Origin of the sequence: Pedobacter gandavensis, assembly GCF_032677645.1 — a bacterium.
GTDB lineage: Bacteria > Bacteroidota > Bacteroidia > Sphingobacteriales > Sphingobacteriaceae > Pedobacter > Pedobacter gandavensis_A.
Map to the genome: position 1 here is coordinate 167,223 of NZ_JAVTSB010000008.1, position 15,644 is coordinate 182,866.

Consider the following 15,644-nt stretch of genomic DNA (forward strand, 5'->3'; position numbering starts at 1 on the left):
CCATGGCTTCATTACTCATCACCCATATCGGAACCCTTGTTGGCTTACACCCGGAAGGTTTACTGATGCTCAGAGGAACAGAAATGGCGCAACTTCCAACCCTGGAAAACGCCTGGCTCCTTTGCGAAGACGGACTGATTGCTGATTTTGGAACCATGGATGCACTTCCGGTATCATTGCCAAATGACCTGGAAACCTTACATGCGGAAGGTGGCTATGTCTTACCTTCCTGGTGTGATTCCCATTCTCATATCGTTTTCGCCGCCCCGAGGGAGGAAGAATTCGCGATGAAAATTGCAGGAAAAACTTATGAAGAAATTGCTGCTGCGGGAGGTGGTATTTTAAACTCCGCAGCAAAAATGCAGCTGGCGACAGAAGATGCAATTTTCGAAGCCGCTGCACTCCGCTTAAACGATATGATCAGACAAGGCACTGCTGCCCTGGAGATCAAAAGCGGCTACGGACTAACGGTAGCCAGCGAATTAAAAATGCTGAGGGTGATCCGCAGGCTAAAAGAAAGCTTCCCGATTCCGATAAAAGCCAGCTTTTTAGCCGCTCATGCCTTCCCTACTGCCTATAAAAACGACCATCAGGGCTATATTTCGCTGATTATCGACCAGATGCTGCCACAAATTGCAGCCGAAGGCCTGGCAGATTACATGGACGTATTTTGCGAACAAGGTTTCTTTTCGGTGGAGGAAACCGATCAATTGCTGACTGCCGCTGCCAAATATGGCCTCCAGCCAAAAATCCATGCCAACCAGCTTTCCGTATCCGGAGGCGTACAAATCGGTCTAAAACATCAGGCCATCTCCGTAGACCACCTGGAAGCCACAGACGAAGCGGTCATTGCGGCCCTGGCCAATGGAAATACGATCGCTACCCTCTTGCCTTCCTGTTCTTTTTACCTGGGGATTCCTTTTGCCAATGCGAGGGCATTAATCCAGGCAAACGTCCCTGTGGCACTAGCCAGCGACTATAACCCGGGCTCTACTCCTTCCGGTAATATGAATTTTGTGTTGTCTTTAGGTTGTATCAAACTGAAAATGATGCCCGAAGAAGCGGTCAATGCCTGCACTTTAAACGGGGCAGCAGCCATGGAACTCAGCGACGTAACCGGGAGCGTTACCAGAGGAAAAAAAGCCAATCTGATGATCACCAGAGCGATGACTTCCCTGGCCTTTTTACCCTATAGCTTCGGTCAGTCGCAAATAAAAACCATCATTATTAACGGTAAAATCCAATAATGGAAGCCTTAAACACCTATAGCAAAGCCGCGATTTCTGCCCTGGTGAATCACCGGTTAGGAGAAATCAAACTTGGAGAGCAAGTACAGGCTTTCAGCAGCTGGGAAGAACTAAAATACAGTACGGCTACTTTTGTACTGCTGGGTATTCCGGAAGATATCGGTGTACGTGCCAATGAGGGTATTGCCGGGGCAGCTACTGCCTGGGAACCAGCCTTAAAGGCGGTGCTAAACCTACAAAGTACGGATTTTTTAAACGGCAGGGAATTAATGATTCTGGGATATTTTAGCATTAAAGATCCTGAATATACCGCAATCCCGGACCTGCAAAATACCGTCTCAGCAATTGACGAACTGGTCTATCCGGTGATTCAAAAGATCATCGAAGCCGGAAAAATTCCAATTGTGATTGGTGGCGGCCATAATAATGCCTATCCGATCCTTAAAGGAGGCTCAAAAGCTTTCCAAAAAGCAATGGATGTGTTGAATATTGATGCGCATGCAGATTTACGTCCTGCAAGGGGCCGACACAGTGGAAATGGCTTTAGTTATGCTTTAAAACATGGTTTTCTGGAACATTACGCGATTTTTGGCTTGCATGAGAACTATAACAACGGGGTTATTTTAGCTGAAATCGAGGGAAATCCGAAAATAAATGCCGTGTTTTTCGACGAGTTGTTGAAATCCGCAGGGACTTATCAGGAGGCTTTACAACCTTTACTGGATGGCTTAAGCAACGAAACCGGACTTGAAATAGACCTCGACTGCATAGAAAACGTCCTTTCCAGCGCATTTACGCCCTCAGGGTTCCAGCTTAACGACATTAGAAGGATTATCCTCCAATCTAAAAAGAAGTTCGCTTATATGCACGTTTGTGAAGGCGCTACGTTAATGGCAGACGGCAGAACCAGTACTGCTACGGCAAAAACCATCGCTTACCTGATCAGCGATTTCCTAAAAGCGCAATCTGCTTTGAAGTAAAACGGGCTTAATCTCTCAGGAAACCGGAAAAACGTAAATTTTATCCGGTGTGATACATTTATCGAGCCTCACATCATGCTCGTTTACATTATCAATCACGACCATTTCATCCAGCAGCGACAAACCGATCTTTTCCGTGGCCATCCCTTGTAAAAACCGATCGTAAAAGCCTTTTCCGTACCCTACACGATAGCCGTTCTTGTCGAACGCAATCAAGGGCACAATCACCATTTCGATCTCTCCGCTATGAATTTTCGCCTTTACAGGCTCCAGAATCTGGTAGGCATTCATTTCCAGGTCATCCATCCCTTCAAAATAATGATGTGTCATCAAAGAAGTTTCAAAATCAGCTCTGGGTACCACAATCTTTAGCTGCGGATGGTGTATTTTAAGCCAGTTGATGATCAAAAAAGTATCCGGTTCGTTCCGGGATTTAATGGGCAGGAAAATATGGAGGGTTTTAACTTTAGACAGGTCCAGTTTGATAAACTGAGCGAGTAATTTTTCAGAAAGTTCTTGTACTCTTTCTGGAGAAAGTGCCTTTCTGATGGGCAGGATTTGTTTTCTGATGCTGGTTTTGTCCATGTTTGCTATTGCTGATCAGCAGGAATTCTAAGCGAAGCGCTGAAAAAGTTGAAGCTAAGAAAAAAAAACCTTGTAAAAAAAGATGGCTTCGGGAACCACTCCGAAGCCACAATCAACCTAAACCTAAAACTAAACTATGAAAATTCTTATTTTACTCTTTATATATATACTCCTTGCGGAGCTTTATTTTAATTTTTAATCTGAAATAATCGTTGGCCATCCAGCCCTTATTTCGTTCTGCAAAGGTAAATACTATTTTTGAATCTCACAATAGTATTTTAAAAAAATATTTAAATACCGTCTTTTCACCGTTTAAACGGCATTCAAGGGCGATAAAAAATAAAATTATGACACTATTTATAGTCAGTTACCTGAATGCGGTGCTGGCAAAATGAATACTCGACCTCCTGATTTGACCCTACTATGACTAACCTTTGGTCGGTAAAGTTGGCAATTAAGGCCAGATACCAGTCGATTCCCTGCTGATCCAGATTGGAAGTTGGCTCATCTAAAAGGAGTATCGGACTATCGGAACAGAAGGCCAGCACCAGTTTAGTGCGCTGTTTCATTCCCGAAGAGAAGTATTTTAAAGCCTTATCCTGCGACTTCTCCAGTCCCAGCAGCTCCAACACTCCTGCTTTAGTCATGTCTTTGTACAAGCCCTTAAATTTGAAATGGAAATCAATGGTCTCTTCCAGCGTAAACTCTTCGATGAGATCGAGGTAAGGCGCTGCGAAGCTGAGGTGCTGGTAAATGTTTTCTACCGGCACGATTTTCTCCTTCTGATAGCTGATCTGGCCCTCAGAAGGAGATAAATTGCCGAGAATCATGCTCAATAAAGTCGACTTTCCAGAACCGTTAGGCCCAAGGATGGCATAAGTACCGGGTGCATTAAATTCGTAATCTACATTACGAAAAATCCACTCCTGGTTAAACCTTCTGCCGGCTTTCTCTAAGCTGATTTTCATCAAATAATATTAGCTACCAGAACCAAAGCCTTTCATCACACCTCTGTTCGAGTTTCTGATGAATTCTAAGATTTCGTCTCTGATTTCTGTAGGTGCAAATTCTGCTTCAATCATATCCAATGCTTTACTTACATTGTTATGTTTCACAAATAACACACGGTAAATTTCCTGAATTTCATTGATTTGTTCCGAAGAAAAACCTCTTCTTCTCAAACCAACAGAATTGATACCTGCATAAGAAAGTGGCTCACGAGCCGCTTTAACATACGGAGGAACGTCTTTTCTCACCAATGAACCACCGGTTACAAAGGCATGAGAACCAACTTTCACAAACTGGTGAATCGCTACTAAACCGGCAAGAACCACATAATCACCGATGGTGATGTGACCTGCAAGTGTGGTGCTGTTTGAGAAAATACAGTGATCACCAACCTCACAATCGTGAGCGATGTGAGAATACGCCTGGATCAAACAGTTGCTGCCGATGACAGTTTTCCATTTATCTTTAGTACCTCTGTTGATGGTTACACATTCTCTGATCGTGGTATTATCGCCGATCTCTGCAGTGGTTACTTCCCCTGCAAATTTCAAATCCTGAGGTACGCCAGAGATCACAGATCCCGGGAATACACGGCAATTTTTACCTATTCTGGCGCCATCCATGATGACTACATTTGACCCGATCCAGGTACCTTCACCAATTTCTACATCCTTGTGTATTACTGCAAAAGGCTCAATTACTACATTATCGGCAATTTTTGCCTGCGGATGTATATACGCTAAGGGTTGTATCATGATACGGTTTCGCTTTCTTTTACTTTAACAATTTGGGCCATCATCTCTGCTTCCACCACTACTTTACCACCTACCATGCCGACACCTTTCATTTGCGCGATGCCTCTTCTGATGGGTTCCATTAAGTCACATCTGAATACGATCGTATCACCAGGCGATACCTGAGCTCTAAAACGTACATTGTCAATTTTCAAAAACAAAGTCAGGTAATTTCTTGGGTCTTCAACAGTACTTAATACTAAAATACCACCGGTTTGTGCCATTGCTTCGATCTGAATTACACCCGGAAATACCGGAGCGCCAGGGAAGTGTCCTTTAAAGAACTCCTCATTCATCGTTACATTTTTAACACCAACTACGTGTGTTTTAGACAATTCCAGAATCTTATCGATAAACAGGAATGGCTGTCTGTGTGGCAGAATCTCCATAATCTGAACCACATCATATAGTGGTTTTACAGAAGGATCATAGATATGCTGTACTTTTTTATTTTTCTCTTTTTTAATGGCTGCTTTGATTTTCTTAGCAAAAGCCACATTGGCAGCATGTCCGGGACGTGCAGCCATGATATGACCTTTTAAGTGAACCCCTACCAGGGCAAGATCACCGATCATATCTAACAATTTATGTCTGGCAGGCTCATTCTGGTAGCGCAATTCCATATTATTTAAAATGCCCTGAGGAGCCACTTCAATCGCGCTTCTGTTGAAGATCGTTGCCAGGTGGTCTAACTCTTCTTTAGTCACTTCTTTATCTACAATCACGATGGCATTGTTCAAATCTCCACCTTTAATCAGGTTGTTTTGAAGCTGGTATTCCAATTCGTGAAGGAAACAGAAAGTTCTGCAGGAAGCAATTTCTTTTTTAAATTCTGCAATGCTGGAAATACCGGCATGCTGACTTCCCAATACAGGAGAATTATAGTCGATCATACAAGTAAACCTGTAATCATCTAATGGCATCGCCACGATTTCGACTTTTCTATCCGGTTCCGTATACGTAATGTTATGCGGAATCGAGAAATATTCGCGGTCTACGCTTTGTAACTGGGCACCAACACTTTCCAGTGCTTCCAGGAACATAATTGCGCTACCATCCATGATTGGCGTTTCAGGGCCGTCCAGCTTAATCAGCACGTTATCAAGGTCCATCCCAACAAGAGAGGCCATTACGTGTTCTACTGTACTGATACTGGCACCGTTCTGAGAAATTGTAGTTCCTCTGGCAGTGTCCGTAACGTTGTCACAATCAGCATCCACAATCGGGCTTCCCGGTAAATCGATTCTTTGAAATTTAAATCCGTGATTTTCTGGTGCCGGACAAAAAGTAAGCGTCACATTTGCTCCGGTATGAAGGCCTACGCCCGATACAGAAACTTCGCCTTTTATGGTTTTTTGCTTCACATTCATTATTTTGCTATTGTGCTGTTTTGTTCAATTAATGCTTTGAGTTCTGAGATAGTATTTTCTAATGCCATGATGCGTTTTTCAACGGTTGGCAGTTGTTTAAAGATCACTGAAGCCCTCATCCAGTCTCTTAAAGGCTGTGCAGGGCTACCATGCCATTGTTTAAACTCTGTAGTCGTATTGAAGTTGATTCCTGCCTGAGCACCAATCTGAGTTCCTTTGGCAAGGCTCAGGTGACCAGCAATACCTACTTGTCCGCCAATAACCGAATTTTCGCCGATTTTTGTGCTTCCAGAGATACCGGTTTGTGCCGCAACAACGGTATGTGCGCCAACATCAACATTGTGAGCAATCTGAATCAGATTGTCAAGTTTTACACCTTTTCTAATGAAAGTAGAACCCATCGTAGCGCGGTCTACCGAAGTATTTGCGCCAATTTCGACATCGTCTTCAATCACGACATTCCCAATCTGTGCAATCTTCGAATACGTGCCATCCGGTTGTGGCGCGAAGCCAAAACCATCGCTACCAATCACGGTATTTGCGTGGATCACAATGTTATTTCCGAGTACAGAACGGTTGTATATTTTTACGCCCGGGAAAATCAGGCAGTTCGTTCCAATGGTAGTATCAGCACCTACATATACCTGCGACTGGATCCTGGTATCATCACCAATCACCACATTTTCGCTGATATAGCTGAATGCTGCAATAAATACATTCTTGCCAATTTTAGCAGAAGGATGGATAAAAGAAGGTTGTTCAATACCAGACTGGATATTCATCTGGTTCATCACCTCATTGTATTTCTCCAGCAAAACTGAAAACGCACTATAAGGATCAGCCACTTTAATTAAAGTGCTTTCGATTGGCTGAGATGGAGAAAAATCATTCCCTACGATGACTACAGAAGCCTTCGTTGAGTATAAATAGTTTTCATATTTTGGATTTGATAGAAAACACAACGATCCGGCAGTTCCATTTTCTATCTTAGAAAGTTCTGTTACCTTAGCATTTTCATCGCCTTCAATGGTGCCATCTATAAATTCGCTTATCTGCTTGGCAGTAAATTGCATCGTACAAAGTTAAGTGTTAAATCGATATGAACAAATAAACCTATTTAGGTTATATTTTTGCCCAATCTAAAAACGGGATTAAAAATTAATTATTTTGTTAAAAAATGCTAAATCATTCTGGGATAGCACAGTATATGTTTGGTTACCGTCTTATCCAAAGATTCTAAATTAGATAAATCCGATGCTTTTGCAATGTCAATGGTGGTATTATTTTTCAACAGAATATTGATATTTCCACTTCCTGCATTGTAGGCGCGGTTTTCTATCTGGTCTGTAAAGACAAAATAATCAACTTCTTTTGGGTTGAGGTTTAGCACTTTTACCGCTTTATCCTTCAATTCCTGAACACGCACAGGATCGGGCGCCTCCGAACTGATCTCTACCTTATATAGGTTACGGCTGATAAACATCTGGCACAATTGGGATAAAATCGGGTCTTTATCGTCCCGCCAAACTTTCACAGAAGTGACAATATCCTGATCATCCAGCTTGAAAAAAGCCAGTAAATGGCTGTCGTCCTGAAAGAAATCTGCTTTTTTGACATCATTTTTCAGGAAATGCTGCAAAGCTGGCGTGGCAAAAAGCGTTTCGCCCCTGCCGGAAAGTTCCTTCGCACGTTCCAGTATTTTAACCAGCAGATATTCTCCGGCAACTACGGTTTTATGAAGGTAAACCTGCCAATACATCAGTCTTCTGGCAATCAGGAAGTTTTCAATAGAATAAATCCCTTTCTCTTCAATCACCAGCTCGCCATCTAATACGTTGAACATCTTGATGATCCGGTCGAAACTGATCACCCCTTCGCTCACTCCGGTAAAGAAGCTATCCCGGTTGAGGTAGTCCATACGGTCCAGATCTAGTTGTCCGGATACCAGTTGTGGCAGGAATTTCTTAGGATAATCGCCTTTAAAAATGTTAATTGCCATCGTTAAACGGCCATTAAACTCCACATTTAGCTTCTCCATGATCAACATAGAAATCGCTTCGTGGTGTACGCCATTTACTAAAGTATGCTCCAGGGCATGAGAAAAAGGCCCATGGCCAATGTCGTGAAGCAGAATGGCAATCGTGGCCGCTTCTTCTTCTTCCCTGCTGATTGCCTGCCCTTTACTTTTAAGGATTTCCAAAGCGAGGCTCATTAAATGCATTGCGCCCAGCGCATGATGAAACCTGGTGTGCAGGGCTCCCGGGTACACCAAATGGGTCATCCCTAATTGCTTAATATACCTTAACCGCTGAAAATAAGGGTGTGAGATCAAGTCAAACACGATTTCAGAGGGGATATTTATGAAGCCATATACGGGGTCATTTATGATTTTCTTTTTGTTCAATCCTTACAAATAAAATTATACGGTACAAAAATTGCTATTTTTATCCATACTAAGAAAGAGAAATACTTTTTTGAAAGATTTAATTTTATTTTATATAAGTACAGCAATGCAGGAAACCAAAATTTTATGGGCCGACGATGAGATCAACTTATTAAAACCACATATACTACTACTAAACGAAAAAGGATACCATGTTACTACTTTTACCAACGGCAATGACGCGCTGGAAGCCTTTGGTAAAGAGCACTTTGACTTAGTTTTTCTAGATGAAAATATGCCGGGATTAACCGGTCTTGAAACCCTTACCGCCATCAAAAATATCAGAAATGATGTGCCGGTGGTATTGATTACAAAAAGTGAAGAAGAAAACTTAATGGAAGACGCGATTGGTTCTAAAATCGACGACTATCTGATTAAGCCGGTGAACCCAAAACAAGTATTATTGACCATTAAAAAGATCATTGACAATAAGCGTTTAGTCAGCGAAAAGACATCTATGGCTTATCAGCAAGATTTCCGCCGACTGGGTATGACGCTGAATGACAGGCTAAGTTATGAGGAATGGGTAGAAGTTTATAAAAAGCTTGTATTCTGGGAATTGGAGCTTGAAAAATTGGATGATCCACAGATGCATGAGATTCTGACTATGCAAAAATCAGAAGCCAATGCACAGTTTTCCAAGTTCATCGAAGACCATTATTTAGGTTGGGTGAATGGCAAAGAAAAAGCACCGTTATTGTCAAATGAACTGTTGAAAAAGAAAGCTTTTCCTTTGATCAATGACAACAATATTCCCGTGTTTTTCATTCTGATTGATAATTTACGTTATGATCAGTGGAAAATTATCAATCCCCTGATTACCGAACATTTCCGTCTGGAAGAAGAAGATACCTATTCGAGTATTCTGCCAACAGCAACGCAATATGCGAGAAATGCGATTTTCTCCGGCCTGATGCCTTTGGAAATGGAAAAACGTTTCCCTCAGCTTTGGCAAAACGATGATGATGAAGGTGGGAAAAACTTACATGAGAGCACATTCCTGACTGAAAATCTGAAAAGAACTTATAGAAAGGATTGTAAACATAGCTACCATAAAATCCTGACTTACGATGATGGTAAGGCTTTGAATGAGCAGGTGAATAATTTGCTTCAGAACGATTTTAATGCGATTGTATACAACTTTGTAGACATGTTGTCTCATGCCCGTACAGATATGCAAATGATCCGTGAGCTGGCCAATGATGATGCCGCCTACCGCTCGCTTACCCTGTCCTGGTTTGAGCATTCTCCTTTGATGGAACTGCTGAAAAAACTAGCGCAGAAAAAGGTGAAATTAGTGATCACTACAGATCATGGAACGATCCGCGTAAAACATGCGAGTAAAGTAATTGGCGACCGTAATACGAACACCAACCTACGTTACAAACAGGGTAGAAACCTGAATTATAACGCCAAAGAGGTGTTTTTGATTAAGAATCCACATGAAGCGCAGTTGCCTAAAATCAACATCAGCTCCAATTATATTTTTGCAAAAGAAGACCGTTATTTCGTTTATCAGAACAATTACAATCAGTTCGTAAACTACTATAATGAGACTTTCCAGCATGGTGGAATCTCTTTAGAAGAGATGATCATTCCGGTAGCTACTTACAGCTCTAAATAACACGATTTTATTGATTTTTTAAAATTTTAAGTTTGTCAGAATTTTTCTGGCAGGCTTGAAGTTTTAGTTTTAGCTATGGGGGCCTTGCCCCGGCTTTACCGCGGGGTTGGCGGGGCCTTGTAGGGCCTCGAAGCCCAACAAAGGAGCGCCAGGGAAGCGACAACGTTTTGGTTTCCGAAAGCACTACTAAACGAGTGCCCTCATAAAATCTTAATTTTCTCTTTGCGCCCGCTTTCTTTTTTCCTTCATTTCTCTTTCCTTTCCATTTACTACCTCTTTCCCTTCTCATTCCTTTTCTTTCATTTTTCTTTCCGATCAGGGTTGCTATAAATTCACTAATTTTGAACGCTTATAAAAACCAATCCTATTCCAATGAACATTGAAGTAAAAAATATAGCCGGTCTGGATCAGGCGGCACAAGAAGTACTTGAATTTGCTCAAAATGACCGTTTTTTCATCTTTGAGGGAGAAATGGGTGCTGGAAAAACGACTTTCATTAAGGCGCTGGCGAAGGCATTAGGCGTTACCGATGTGGTCTCCAGTCCTACATTCTCTATTGTCAATGAATATGATGCCAATGGCCGTACCATTTATCATTTTGATTTTTACCGGATCAAAAACATACAGGAAGCTTTTGATATTGGCTATGAAGAGTACTTTTATTCTGAGCATATCTGCCTGATCGAATGGCCGGAAAAAGTGGAAGAATTATTACCCGAACATTATATTAAAATCGAAATCACAGCACCAACTGAAACGGAAAGATTACTGTCAATTTCCAGAATTTAAATTCTAAATGCACTTATTTTCAGGTATTTTGCTTATTTTGAGATCAAATATCTATAAATAAAATGGCTACAGGATTACGTGAAGGAATGGCCTCTATTGCTCAGAAAGGACTGCTACAGCCCAAAGAGACCATGTCGGAAATCAACAAAAAAACCAATAGTTTATATATTGGCATTCCAAAAGAGATTTCATTTCAAGAGAACAGGATCGCGCTGACCCCATTGTCTGTTGCCTTGCTGATCAATAACGGCCACCGTGTCATTATTGAAAGTGGTGCAGGAACCGGAGCTAATTTTTCCGACAATGACTATAGCGAACAGGGTGCCACCATTTCTTTTCATAAGAAAAGTGTATTTGAGGCGGATATCCTGGTTAAGATCGCGCCACCAACGCTGGAAGAGGTTGCGATGATGCACAAAGGGCAAACGCTGATCTCGGCCTTGCAAATGGGCGGACTAAAAGAAAGTTACCTGAAAGCTTTATTGAATAAAAAGATCAATGCCCTCTGTTTTGAAAACTTACGTGATGAAGGCGGGATTTTAAGCGTAGTTAGGGCAATGAGCGAAATTGTTGGTGCAACCTCAATTTTTATTGCCGCAGAATATCTGAGCTCCGCTACCGGAGGCAAAGGATTGATGCTTGGCGGCTTTACAGGCGTCCCTCCAACCGAAGTTGTCATTTTAGGGGCCGGAACGGTCGGAGAATACGCCGCGCGTACGGCATTATCTCTGGGTGCGGAAGTAAAAGTGTTCGATAGCTCCCTCTATCGCCTCAGAAGGCTCCAGAATAACTTAGGGAGCAGGGTCTTCACTTCGGTGATGCAACCCATCGTTTTGGGGAAGGCAATTACCACTTGCGATGTCGTGATCGGCGCAATTCGTGCAAAACATGGCAGAAGCCCTTGCATTGTCATGGAAGAAATGGTGATGCGCATGAAACCGAATTCCGTAGTGATCGATGTGAGTATTGACCAGGGCGGCTGCTTCGAAACTTCGGAAGTGACCAACCACAGCAACCCCACTTTTAGAAAACATGACGTGATTCATTACTGTGTACCAAATATCGCTTCGCGTGTGCCAAGAACAGCCTCTTATGCGCTGACCAATATTTTTGCGCCCATCTTACTAGACCTCGGCGATCTTGGTGGCCTAACCGGTGTGATCTGGAGTAAACCCGGAATCAGAGAAGCATTATATATATATCAGGGACACCTCACCAATAAAGACCTTGCCAGCATGTTTAATCTCCCTTTTAAGGATATTGAACTTTTGGTAGTCTCCAACCAATAGCCCATGATCCAATCCATTTCCCTGATTTTAATTTCCGCTCTTTTTTTTCAGAATCCCGTAACTATCCCTGCAAAAACTTCGGGAAATGTCCCTGGGGGAAGTCAAAGAGCTACACCAGGAAAATCCCCGGTAGCTGCCTCCGGAAAATCCGCAGGAACTCCTTCAGGAAAAAATCAGGTAGTTCGCTCTAAAAAGAATTCAGCAGCCTTCTCTAACATAACCCCGGGAGCTGTCGCTAAGAAGCAACCTTTAAAGGTGCTCAGCAGTTTTGCTGCCTACGAAAAGGCGTATGGCCTGGACCCAAACCAGGAGCTGCTGGAGCTTGAAAAAGAAATTCCCGGTATCGCGCTGGATATTCGCTATGCGACCAATAATAATTTCATGAAAATCGCCGTATATAAACAGGCCCGTGCTTTTGCAAGGAAACCGGTTGTATTGCAACTTCAAAAAGTGCAGGCCGTTTTAGCGAAACAAGGCTATGGCCTGAAAATTTACGACGCTTACCGCCCTTATACTGCCACAAAAACCTTGTATCTTAAAGCGGCTAATAAAAACTTTGTGGCCAATCCGAAAGTAGGATCCCGGCACAACAGAGCTTGTGCCATAGACCTGACCCTCGTGAATCTGAAAACAGGAAAAGAGCTGGAAATGCCCACACCTTACGACAGTTTTTCTCCCCTGGCAGCGGCAAATTATCTGAAGCTTCCGGCGGCCGCATTAAAAAACAGGAACCTGCTGATTCAGGTGATGCAAGCCCATGGTTTCAGGGTGTTATCAAATGAATGGTGGCATTTCGACTTCAGGGGCTGGCGGAATTACGACCTGCTGGACATTCCTTTTGAACAGTTATAATTTATACTTAAACCCATTAATCCTGCGTACTAATTTATTAAATTAGTGTTATGAAATGGTCTCGCTTCCTGATCAATGCAATACGGGTAAAAACCCTGCTCCTGCTGCTTATAGTCAGTTTGACGATAAAAAACAGTTATGCCCAGGATTTCCAGTTTTCAAATGACCGGAAGAAAGATGCCATTAGTTTCCTGCTATTGAAAAATCTGGTTGTGATTCCTATTTATATCAATGAAAAAGGTCCCTTTAACTTCATTTTAGACACCGGTGTTGGTCCGATGATCATTTCCGATCCCCACATTGCAGACAGCTTAAACATTAAAGATTTACGAACGATCAAAATTTCCGGTCTGGGTAAAGGGGACGAAATTGAAGCCTATGTTTCGAGCGCAGTCAATGCACGAATTGGAAAATCAAGGCTGAATCATATCCCAACCGCCATTTTGAAGGAAGATCTATTCCGCCTGTCCAGCTACCTGGGGATGCCAATCCATGGAATATTAGGCTACCATTTCTTCAAAAGTTTCATCGTGGAACTTAAATATTCCAGCAAAAGAATGATTTTTTATGTGCCTTCTTATGGCCGGAAAATCAAAGGAGAACGAATTCCCCTGGAAATGATCAACGATAAACCTTATGCGAAAGTACAAGTGGAGTCTCCGGAACTTGGTACTTTGACGTTAAAAATGCTGGTCGACAATGGCGCAAGTCATGCGATATCATTAGAAACACTGAATAAAGACCCTTTCCCACTGCCACCGGTTACCATACAGGCCAATCTGGGCGTCGGACTCGGCGGCCCCATCAGTGGCCATATCGGAAGGATTCCTCTGTTCAAAATCGGGTCTTTTGAATTGAAAAATGTGCTCACTGCTTATCCGAAATATGAGGAGGTTGCAGCAAAAGTATTTGTGAATGACCGGAATGGAAACCTCGGGGCAGATATCCTGAACCGTTTTGACATTACTTTCGATTATGCTGATAATGCCATGTATCTGCGGAAAAACGGGAATTTCAAGCGCCCATTTCAACATGATATGGCCGGAATGGAAGTTTACTCTGAAGACACCCAGCTTCAGCGCTATTTTATTGGCCGCATTGAGCCTGGTTCTCCGGCAGAAGAAGGCGGATTGCTAGCAGAAGACGAGATCGTTTACCTCAACTTCGCTCCTTCCACAAGTTACACGCTGTCGGATCTAAACAAGATTTTCAGGGACGGAAACCATAAAACAGTCATTATAACGGTGTTGAGGAAGGGAGATCTGCTCATTCGGATCATAAAACTGAAACAAAGAATCTAAAATCTGCCGATTCTTATAACTTTGTGCACGAAATTAATCCATTACCTTTATTTTCCCTGCATGTCCAAAAAGCTCATTTATATCTTATTAGCCGCCCTTAGTGTTTTTGCAAGCTGTACCGCTGAAAAGAAAGAAGAAAAGAAACTGCAGCCTGGTCAATTGACTTTTGAGTCAATAAAAGGCATTAAATACCATGAGGTAAAGCGTCGTTTCAGTACCGGATTATCATTTGATAGCCTGGGTTTTCAACAGGAACCAAGCTGGATCATTCAGTTCAAATCAAATGACTCGATCATGGCTTATAGTCCGCAAAAAAAGAGAATGCAGACTTTCTTTTTACAACATGACCATGGCGATGTTTACAATTTCGCGAAAGAGTGGTTTAGAATCAAGAAGATCAGTAAGGATAGTGTTTTGATGCAACGTTTGCAGGTGATCAACAGAGAGATTATGAAAGATATCCGGTCGGATGTAAACATCACTTATTATTCCGAAGATTATATTCAAAATGTCCTCAAAACCACCGCTGAGGATTTACAGAAACCATCCAAAGCCGATACCGCTTTTATCCGGAAATTAACGGCAGGCAGCAATCAAAAGCCCGGAGATCCTGACCTGGCATTCGGAGCGCGGCAACCGGTCGTATTTAAGTCGCTGAGTGATATGATCAAGGTGAGAAAAATCGATGTTGTGGATCGGATTAACGGCCAGACTGAGGCTTATGATTACCTGTTTCCAAAGTATAAAATAACCATTTCCCGTGCATATGAAGACTTCGGTTATGATTTCAGCGTGGTCGTAGATGCGACAGGTCAGATGCACCTGGGCAAGTTCCGCACTTCTACCCCTGAAAACTATGAACCGAGAAAGAAAACACTGGAAGCAATCATTAGAATATACCTGCAAAACCTCTTAAAAACGCAACCAGGAACGACTCTCGGGATCCCACATTCCAGCGAAATAAATCTGAGTATTTCCGGGAGGAAATAATGGCATAAAACACCCGAAAAGTTACATTTATCAAATACCGAACCTCCTGTGTATTATTAAAAATAATATGTATCTTGCACACTTAATTTATTAATAAATAATACAATGCAAGAAGGAACAGTAAAATTTTTTAATGTAACTAAAGGTTTCGGATTCATCATTCCAGCTAACGGAGATAGCGAAATTTTTGTACATTCAACAGGCCTTATCGATGAAATTCGTGAAAACGACAAAGTTGAATACGATGTTGAAAGCGGTAAAAAAGGGTTGAATGCGATTAATGTTAAAGTAATCTAGATTATTAAAAACATAATTGTACAGCATCGCGGACAACCGCGATGCTTTTTTGTTTAAAAGGGGTTTATTCTGGCG

15 protein-coding genes are annotated in these 15,644 nt (G+C 42.2%); 9 read left to right on the forward strand and 6 right to left on the reverse strand.

Annotation, left to right across the window (positions count from 1 at the left end):
* Positions 1 to 2 precede the first annotated feature (2 nt).
* Both hutI and R2Q66_RS14810 read left to right on the forward strand, forming a co-directional pair.
* Positions 3 to 1,247, forward strand: a complete 1,245-nt coding sequence (gene hutI, locus R2Q66_RS14805; RefSeq protein ID WP_316750267.1) for an imidazolonepropionase — start codon at positions 3 to 5, stop codon at positions 1,245 to 1,247.
* Positions 1,247 to 2,227, forward strand: coding sequence for a formimidoylglutamase (locus R2Q66_RS14810; protein ID WP_316750269.1), 981 nt, complete (start codon positions 1,247 to 1,249; stop codon positions 2,225 to 2,227). The genes hutI and R2Q66_RS14810 overlap by 1 nt, the downstream gene beginning before the upstream one ends.
* Positions 2,228 to 2,242: 15 nt before the next feature.
* Here the strand turns inward: R2Q66_RS14810 and R2Q66_RS14815 are convergent, their stop codons facing one another.
* The 6 genes from R2Q66_RS14815 to R2Q66_RS14840 form a co-directional block, all read right to left on the reverse strand.
* A complete protein-coding gene (locus R2Q66_RS14815) occupies positions 2,243 to 2,812 on the reverse strand; it encodes a 5-formyltetrahydrofolate cyclo-ligase (RefSeq protein ID WP_316750272.1) in 570 nt (189 codons plus the stop codon).
* A 353-nt stretch (positions 2,813 to 3,165) separates the two neighbouring features.
* Positions 3,166 to 3,780 (reverse strand): ABC transporter ATP-binding protein, encoded by a 615-nt coding sequence (locus tag R2Q66_RS14820; protein WP_316750274.1) that lies wholly within the window; start codon positions 3,778 to 3,780, stop codon positions 3,166 to 3,168.
* A 9-nt stretch (positions 3,781 to 3,789) separates the two neighbouring features.
* A complete protein-coding gene (lpxA, locus tag R2Q66_RS14825; protein WP_062546374.1) occupies positions 3,790 to 4,575 on the reverse strand; it encodes an acyl-ACP--UDP-N-acetylglucosamine O-acyltransferase in 786 nt (261 codons plus the stop codon).
* Complete coding sequence (locus R2Q66_RS14830) at positions 4,572 to 5,984, reverse strand: bifunctional UDP-3-O-[3-hydroxymyristoyl] N-acetylglucosamine deacetylase/3-hydroxyacyl-ACP dehydratase (RefSeq protein WP_316750276.1); 1,413 nt, start codon at positions 5,982 to 5,984, stop codon at positions 4,572 to 4,574. The genes lpxA and R2Q66_RS14830 overlap by 4 nt, the downstream gene beginning before the upstream one ends.
* Positions 5,984 to 7,057: a UDP-3-O-(3-hydroxymyristoyl)glucosamine N-acyltransferase gene (lpxD, locus tag R2Q66_RS14835; protein ID WP_316750278.1), complete on the reverse strand. Its 1,074-nt coding sequence runs from the start codon at positions 7,055 to 7,057 to the stop codon at positions 5,984 to 5,986. The genes R2Q66_RS14830 and lpxD overlap by 1 nt, the downstream gene beginning before the upstream one ends.
* A 107-nt stretch (positions 7,058 to 7,164) precedes the next feature.
* Complete coding sequence (locus R2Q66_RS14840; RefSeq protein ID WP_316750280.1) at positions 7,165 to 8,388, reverse strand: HD domain-containing protein; 1,224 nt, start codon at positions 8,386 to 8,388, stop codon at positions 7,165 to 7,167.
* 106 nt (positions 8,389 to 8,494) lie between these two features.
* Between R2Q66_RS14840 and R2Q66_RS14845 the strand changes: the two genes are divergently transcribed.
* From R2Q66_RS14845 to R2Q66_RS14875, 7 genes are all read left to right on the forward strand, one after another.
* Complete coding sequence (locus R2Q66_RS14845; RefSeq protein ID WP_316750282.1) at positions 8,495 to 10,051, forward strand: bifunctional response regulator/alkaline phosphatase family protein; 1,557 nt, start codon at positions 8,495 to 8,497, stop codon at positions 10,049 to 10,051.
* Positions 10,052 to 10,423: 372 nt separating this feature from the next.
* Complete coding sequence (tsaE, locus tag R2Q66_RS14850; protein ID WP_316750284.1) at positions 10,424 to 10,840, forward strand: tRNA (adenosine(37)-N6)-threonylcarbamoyltransferase complex ATPase subunit type 1 TsaE; 417 nt, start codon at positions 10,424 to 10,426, stop codon at positions 10,838 to 10,840.
* Positions 10,841 to 10,902: 62 nt separating this feature from the next.
* Positions 10,903 to 12,129 (forward strand): alanine dehydrogenase, encoded by a 1,227-nt coding sequence (locus R2Q66_RS14855; RefSeq protein WP_316750286.1) that lies wholly within the window; start codon positions 10,903 to 10,905, stop codon positions 12,127 to 12,129.
* A 3-nt stretch (positions 12,130 to 12,132) separates the two neighbouring features.
* Entirely contained in the window at positions 12,133 to 12,981 is an 849-nt protein-coding gene (locus R2Q66_RS14860; protein ID WP_316750288.1) for a M15 family metallopeptidase, read from the forward strand.
* A 50-nt stretch (positions 12,982 to 13,031) separates the two neighbouring features.
* Entirely contained in the window at positions 13,032 to 14,282 is a 1,251-nt protein-coding gene (locus R2Q66_RS14865) for an aspartyl protease family protein (RefSeq protein ID WP_316750289.1), read from the forward strand.
* A gap of 60 nt (positions 14,283 to 14,342) precedes the next feature.
* A complete protein-coding gene (locus tag R2Q66_RS14870) occupies positions 14,343 to 15,272 on the forward strand; it encodes a hypothetical protein (RefSeq protein ID WP_316750291.1) in 930 nt (309 codons plus the stop codon).
* 105 nt (positions 15,273 to 15,377) lie between these two features.
* On the forward strand, positions 15,378 to 15,569 hold the full coding sequence (locus R2Q66_RS14875) for a cold-shock protein (protein ID WP_008241764.1): 192 nt from the start codon (positions 15,378 to 15,380) through the stop codon (positions 15,567 to 15,569).
* Positions 15,570 to 15,644 lie beyond the last annotated feature (75 nt).

Bases quoted from the DNA above. Each gene is read 5' to 3' on its own strand.
- hutI (WP_316750267.1), top strand. From the start codon at position 3: ATGGCTTCATTACTCATCACCCATATCGGAACCCTTGTTGGCTTACAC.
- R2Q66_RS14810 (WP_316750269.1), top strand. From the start codon at position 1,247: ATGGAAGCCTTAAACACCTATAGCAAAGCCGCGATTTCTGCCCTGGTG.
- R2Q66_RS14815 (WP_316750272.1), bottom strand. From the start codon at position 2,812: ATGGACAAAACCAGCATCAGAAAACAAATCCTGCCCATCAGAAAGGCA.
- R2Q66_RS14820 (WP_316750274.1), bottom strand. From the start codon at position 3,780: ATGAAAATCAGCTTAGAGAAAGCCGGCAGAAGGTTTAACCAGGAGTGG.
- lpxA (WP_062546374.1), bottom strand. From the start codon at position 4,575: ATGATACAACCCTTAGCGTATATACATCCGCAGGCAAAAATTGCCGAT.
- R2Q66_RS14830 (WP_316750276.1), bottom strand. From the start codon at position 5,984: ATGAATGTGAAGCAAAAAACCATAAAAGGCGAAGTTTCTGTATCGGGC.
- lpxD (WP_316750278.1), bottom strand. From the start codon at position 7,057: ATGCAATTTACTGCCAAGCAGATAAGCGAATTTATAGATGGCACCATT.
- R2Q66_RS14845 (WP_316750282.1), top strand. From the start codon at position 8,495: ATGCAGGAAACCAAAATTTTATGGGCCGACGATGAGATCAACTTATTA.
- tsaE (WP_316750284.1), top strand. From the start codon at position 10,424: ATGAACATTGAAGTAAAAAATATAGCCGGTCTGGATCAGGCGGCACAA.
- R2Q66_RS14855 (WP_316750286.1), top strand. From the start codon at position 10,903: ATGGCTACAGGATTACGTGAAGGAATGGCCTCTATTGCTCAGAAAGGA.
- R2Q66_RS14860 (WP_316750288.1), top strand. From the start codon at position 12,133: ATGATCCAATCCATTTCCCTGATTTTAATTTCCGCTCTTTTTTTTCAG.
- R2Q66_RS14865 (WP_316750289.1), top strand. From the start codon at position 13,032: ATGAAATGGTCTCGCTTCCTGATCAATGCAATACGGGTAAAAACCCTG.
- R2Q66_RS14870 (WP_316750291.1), top strand. From the start codon at position 14,343: ATGTCCAAAAAGCTCATTTATATCTTATTAGCCGCCCTTAGTGTTTTT.
- R2Q66_RS14875 (WP_008241764.1), top strand. From the start codon at position 15,378: ATGCAAGAAGGAACAGTAAAATTTTTTAATGTAACTAAAGGTTTCGGA.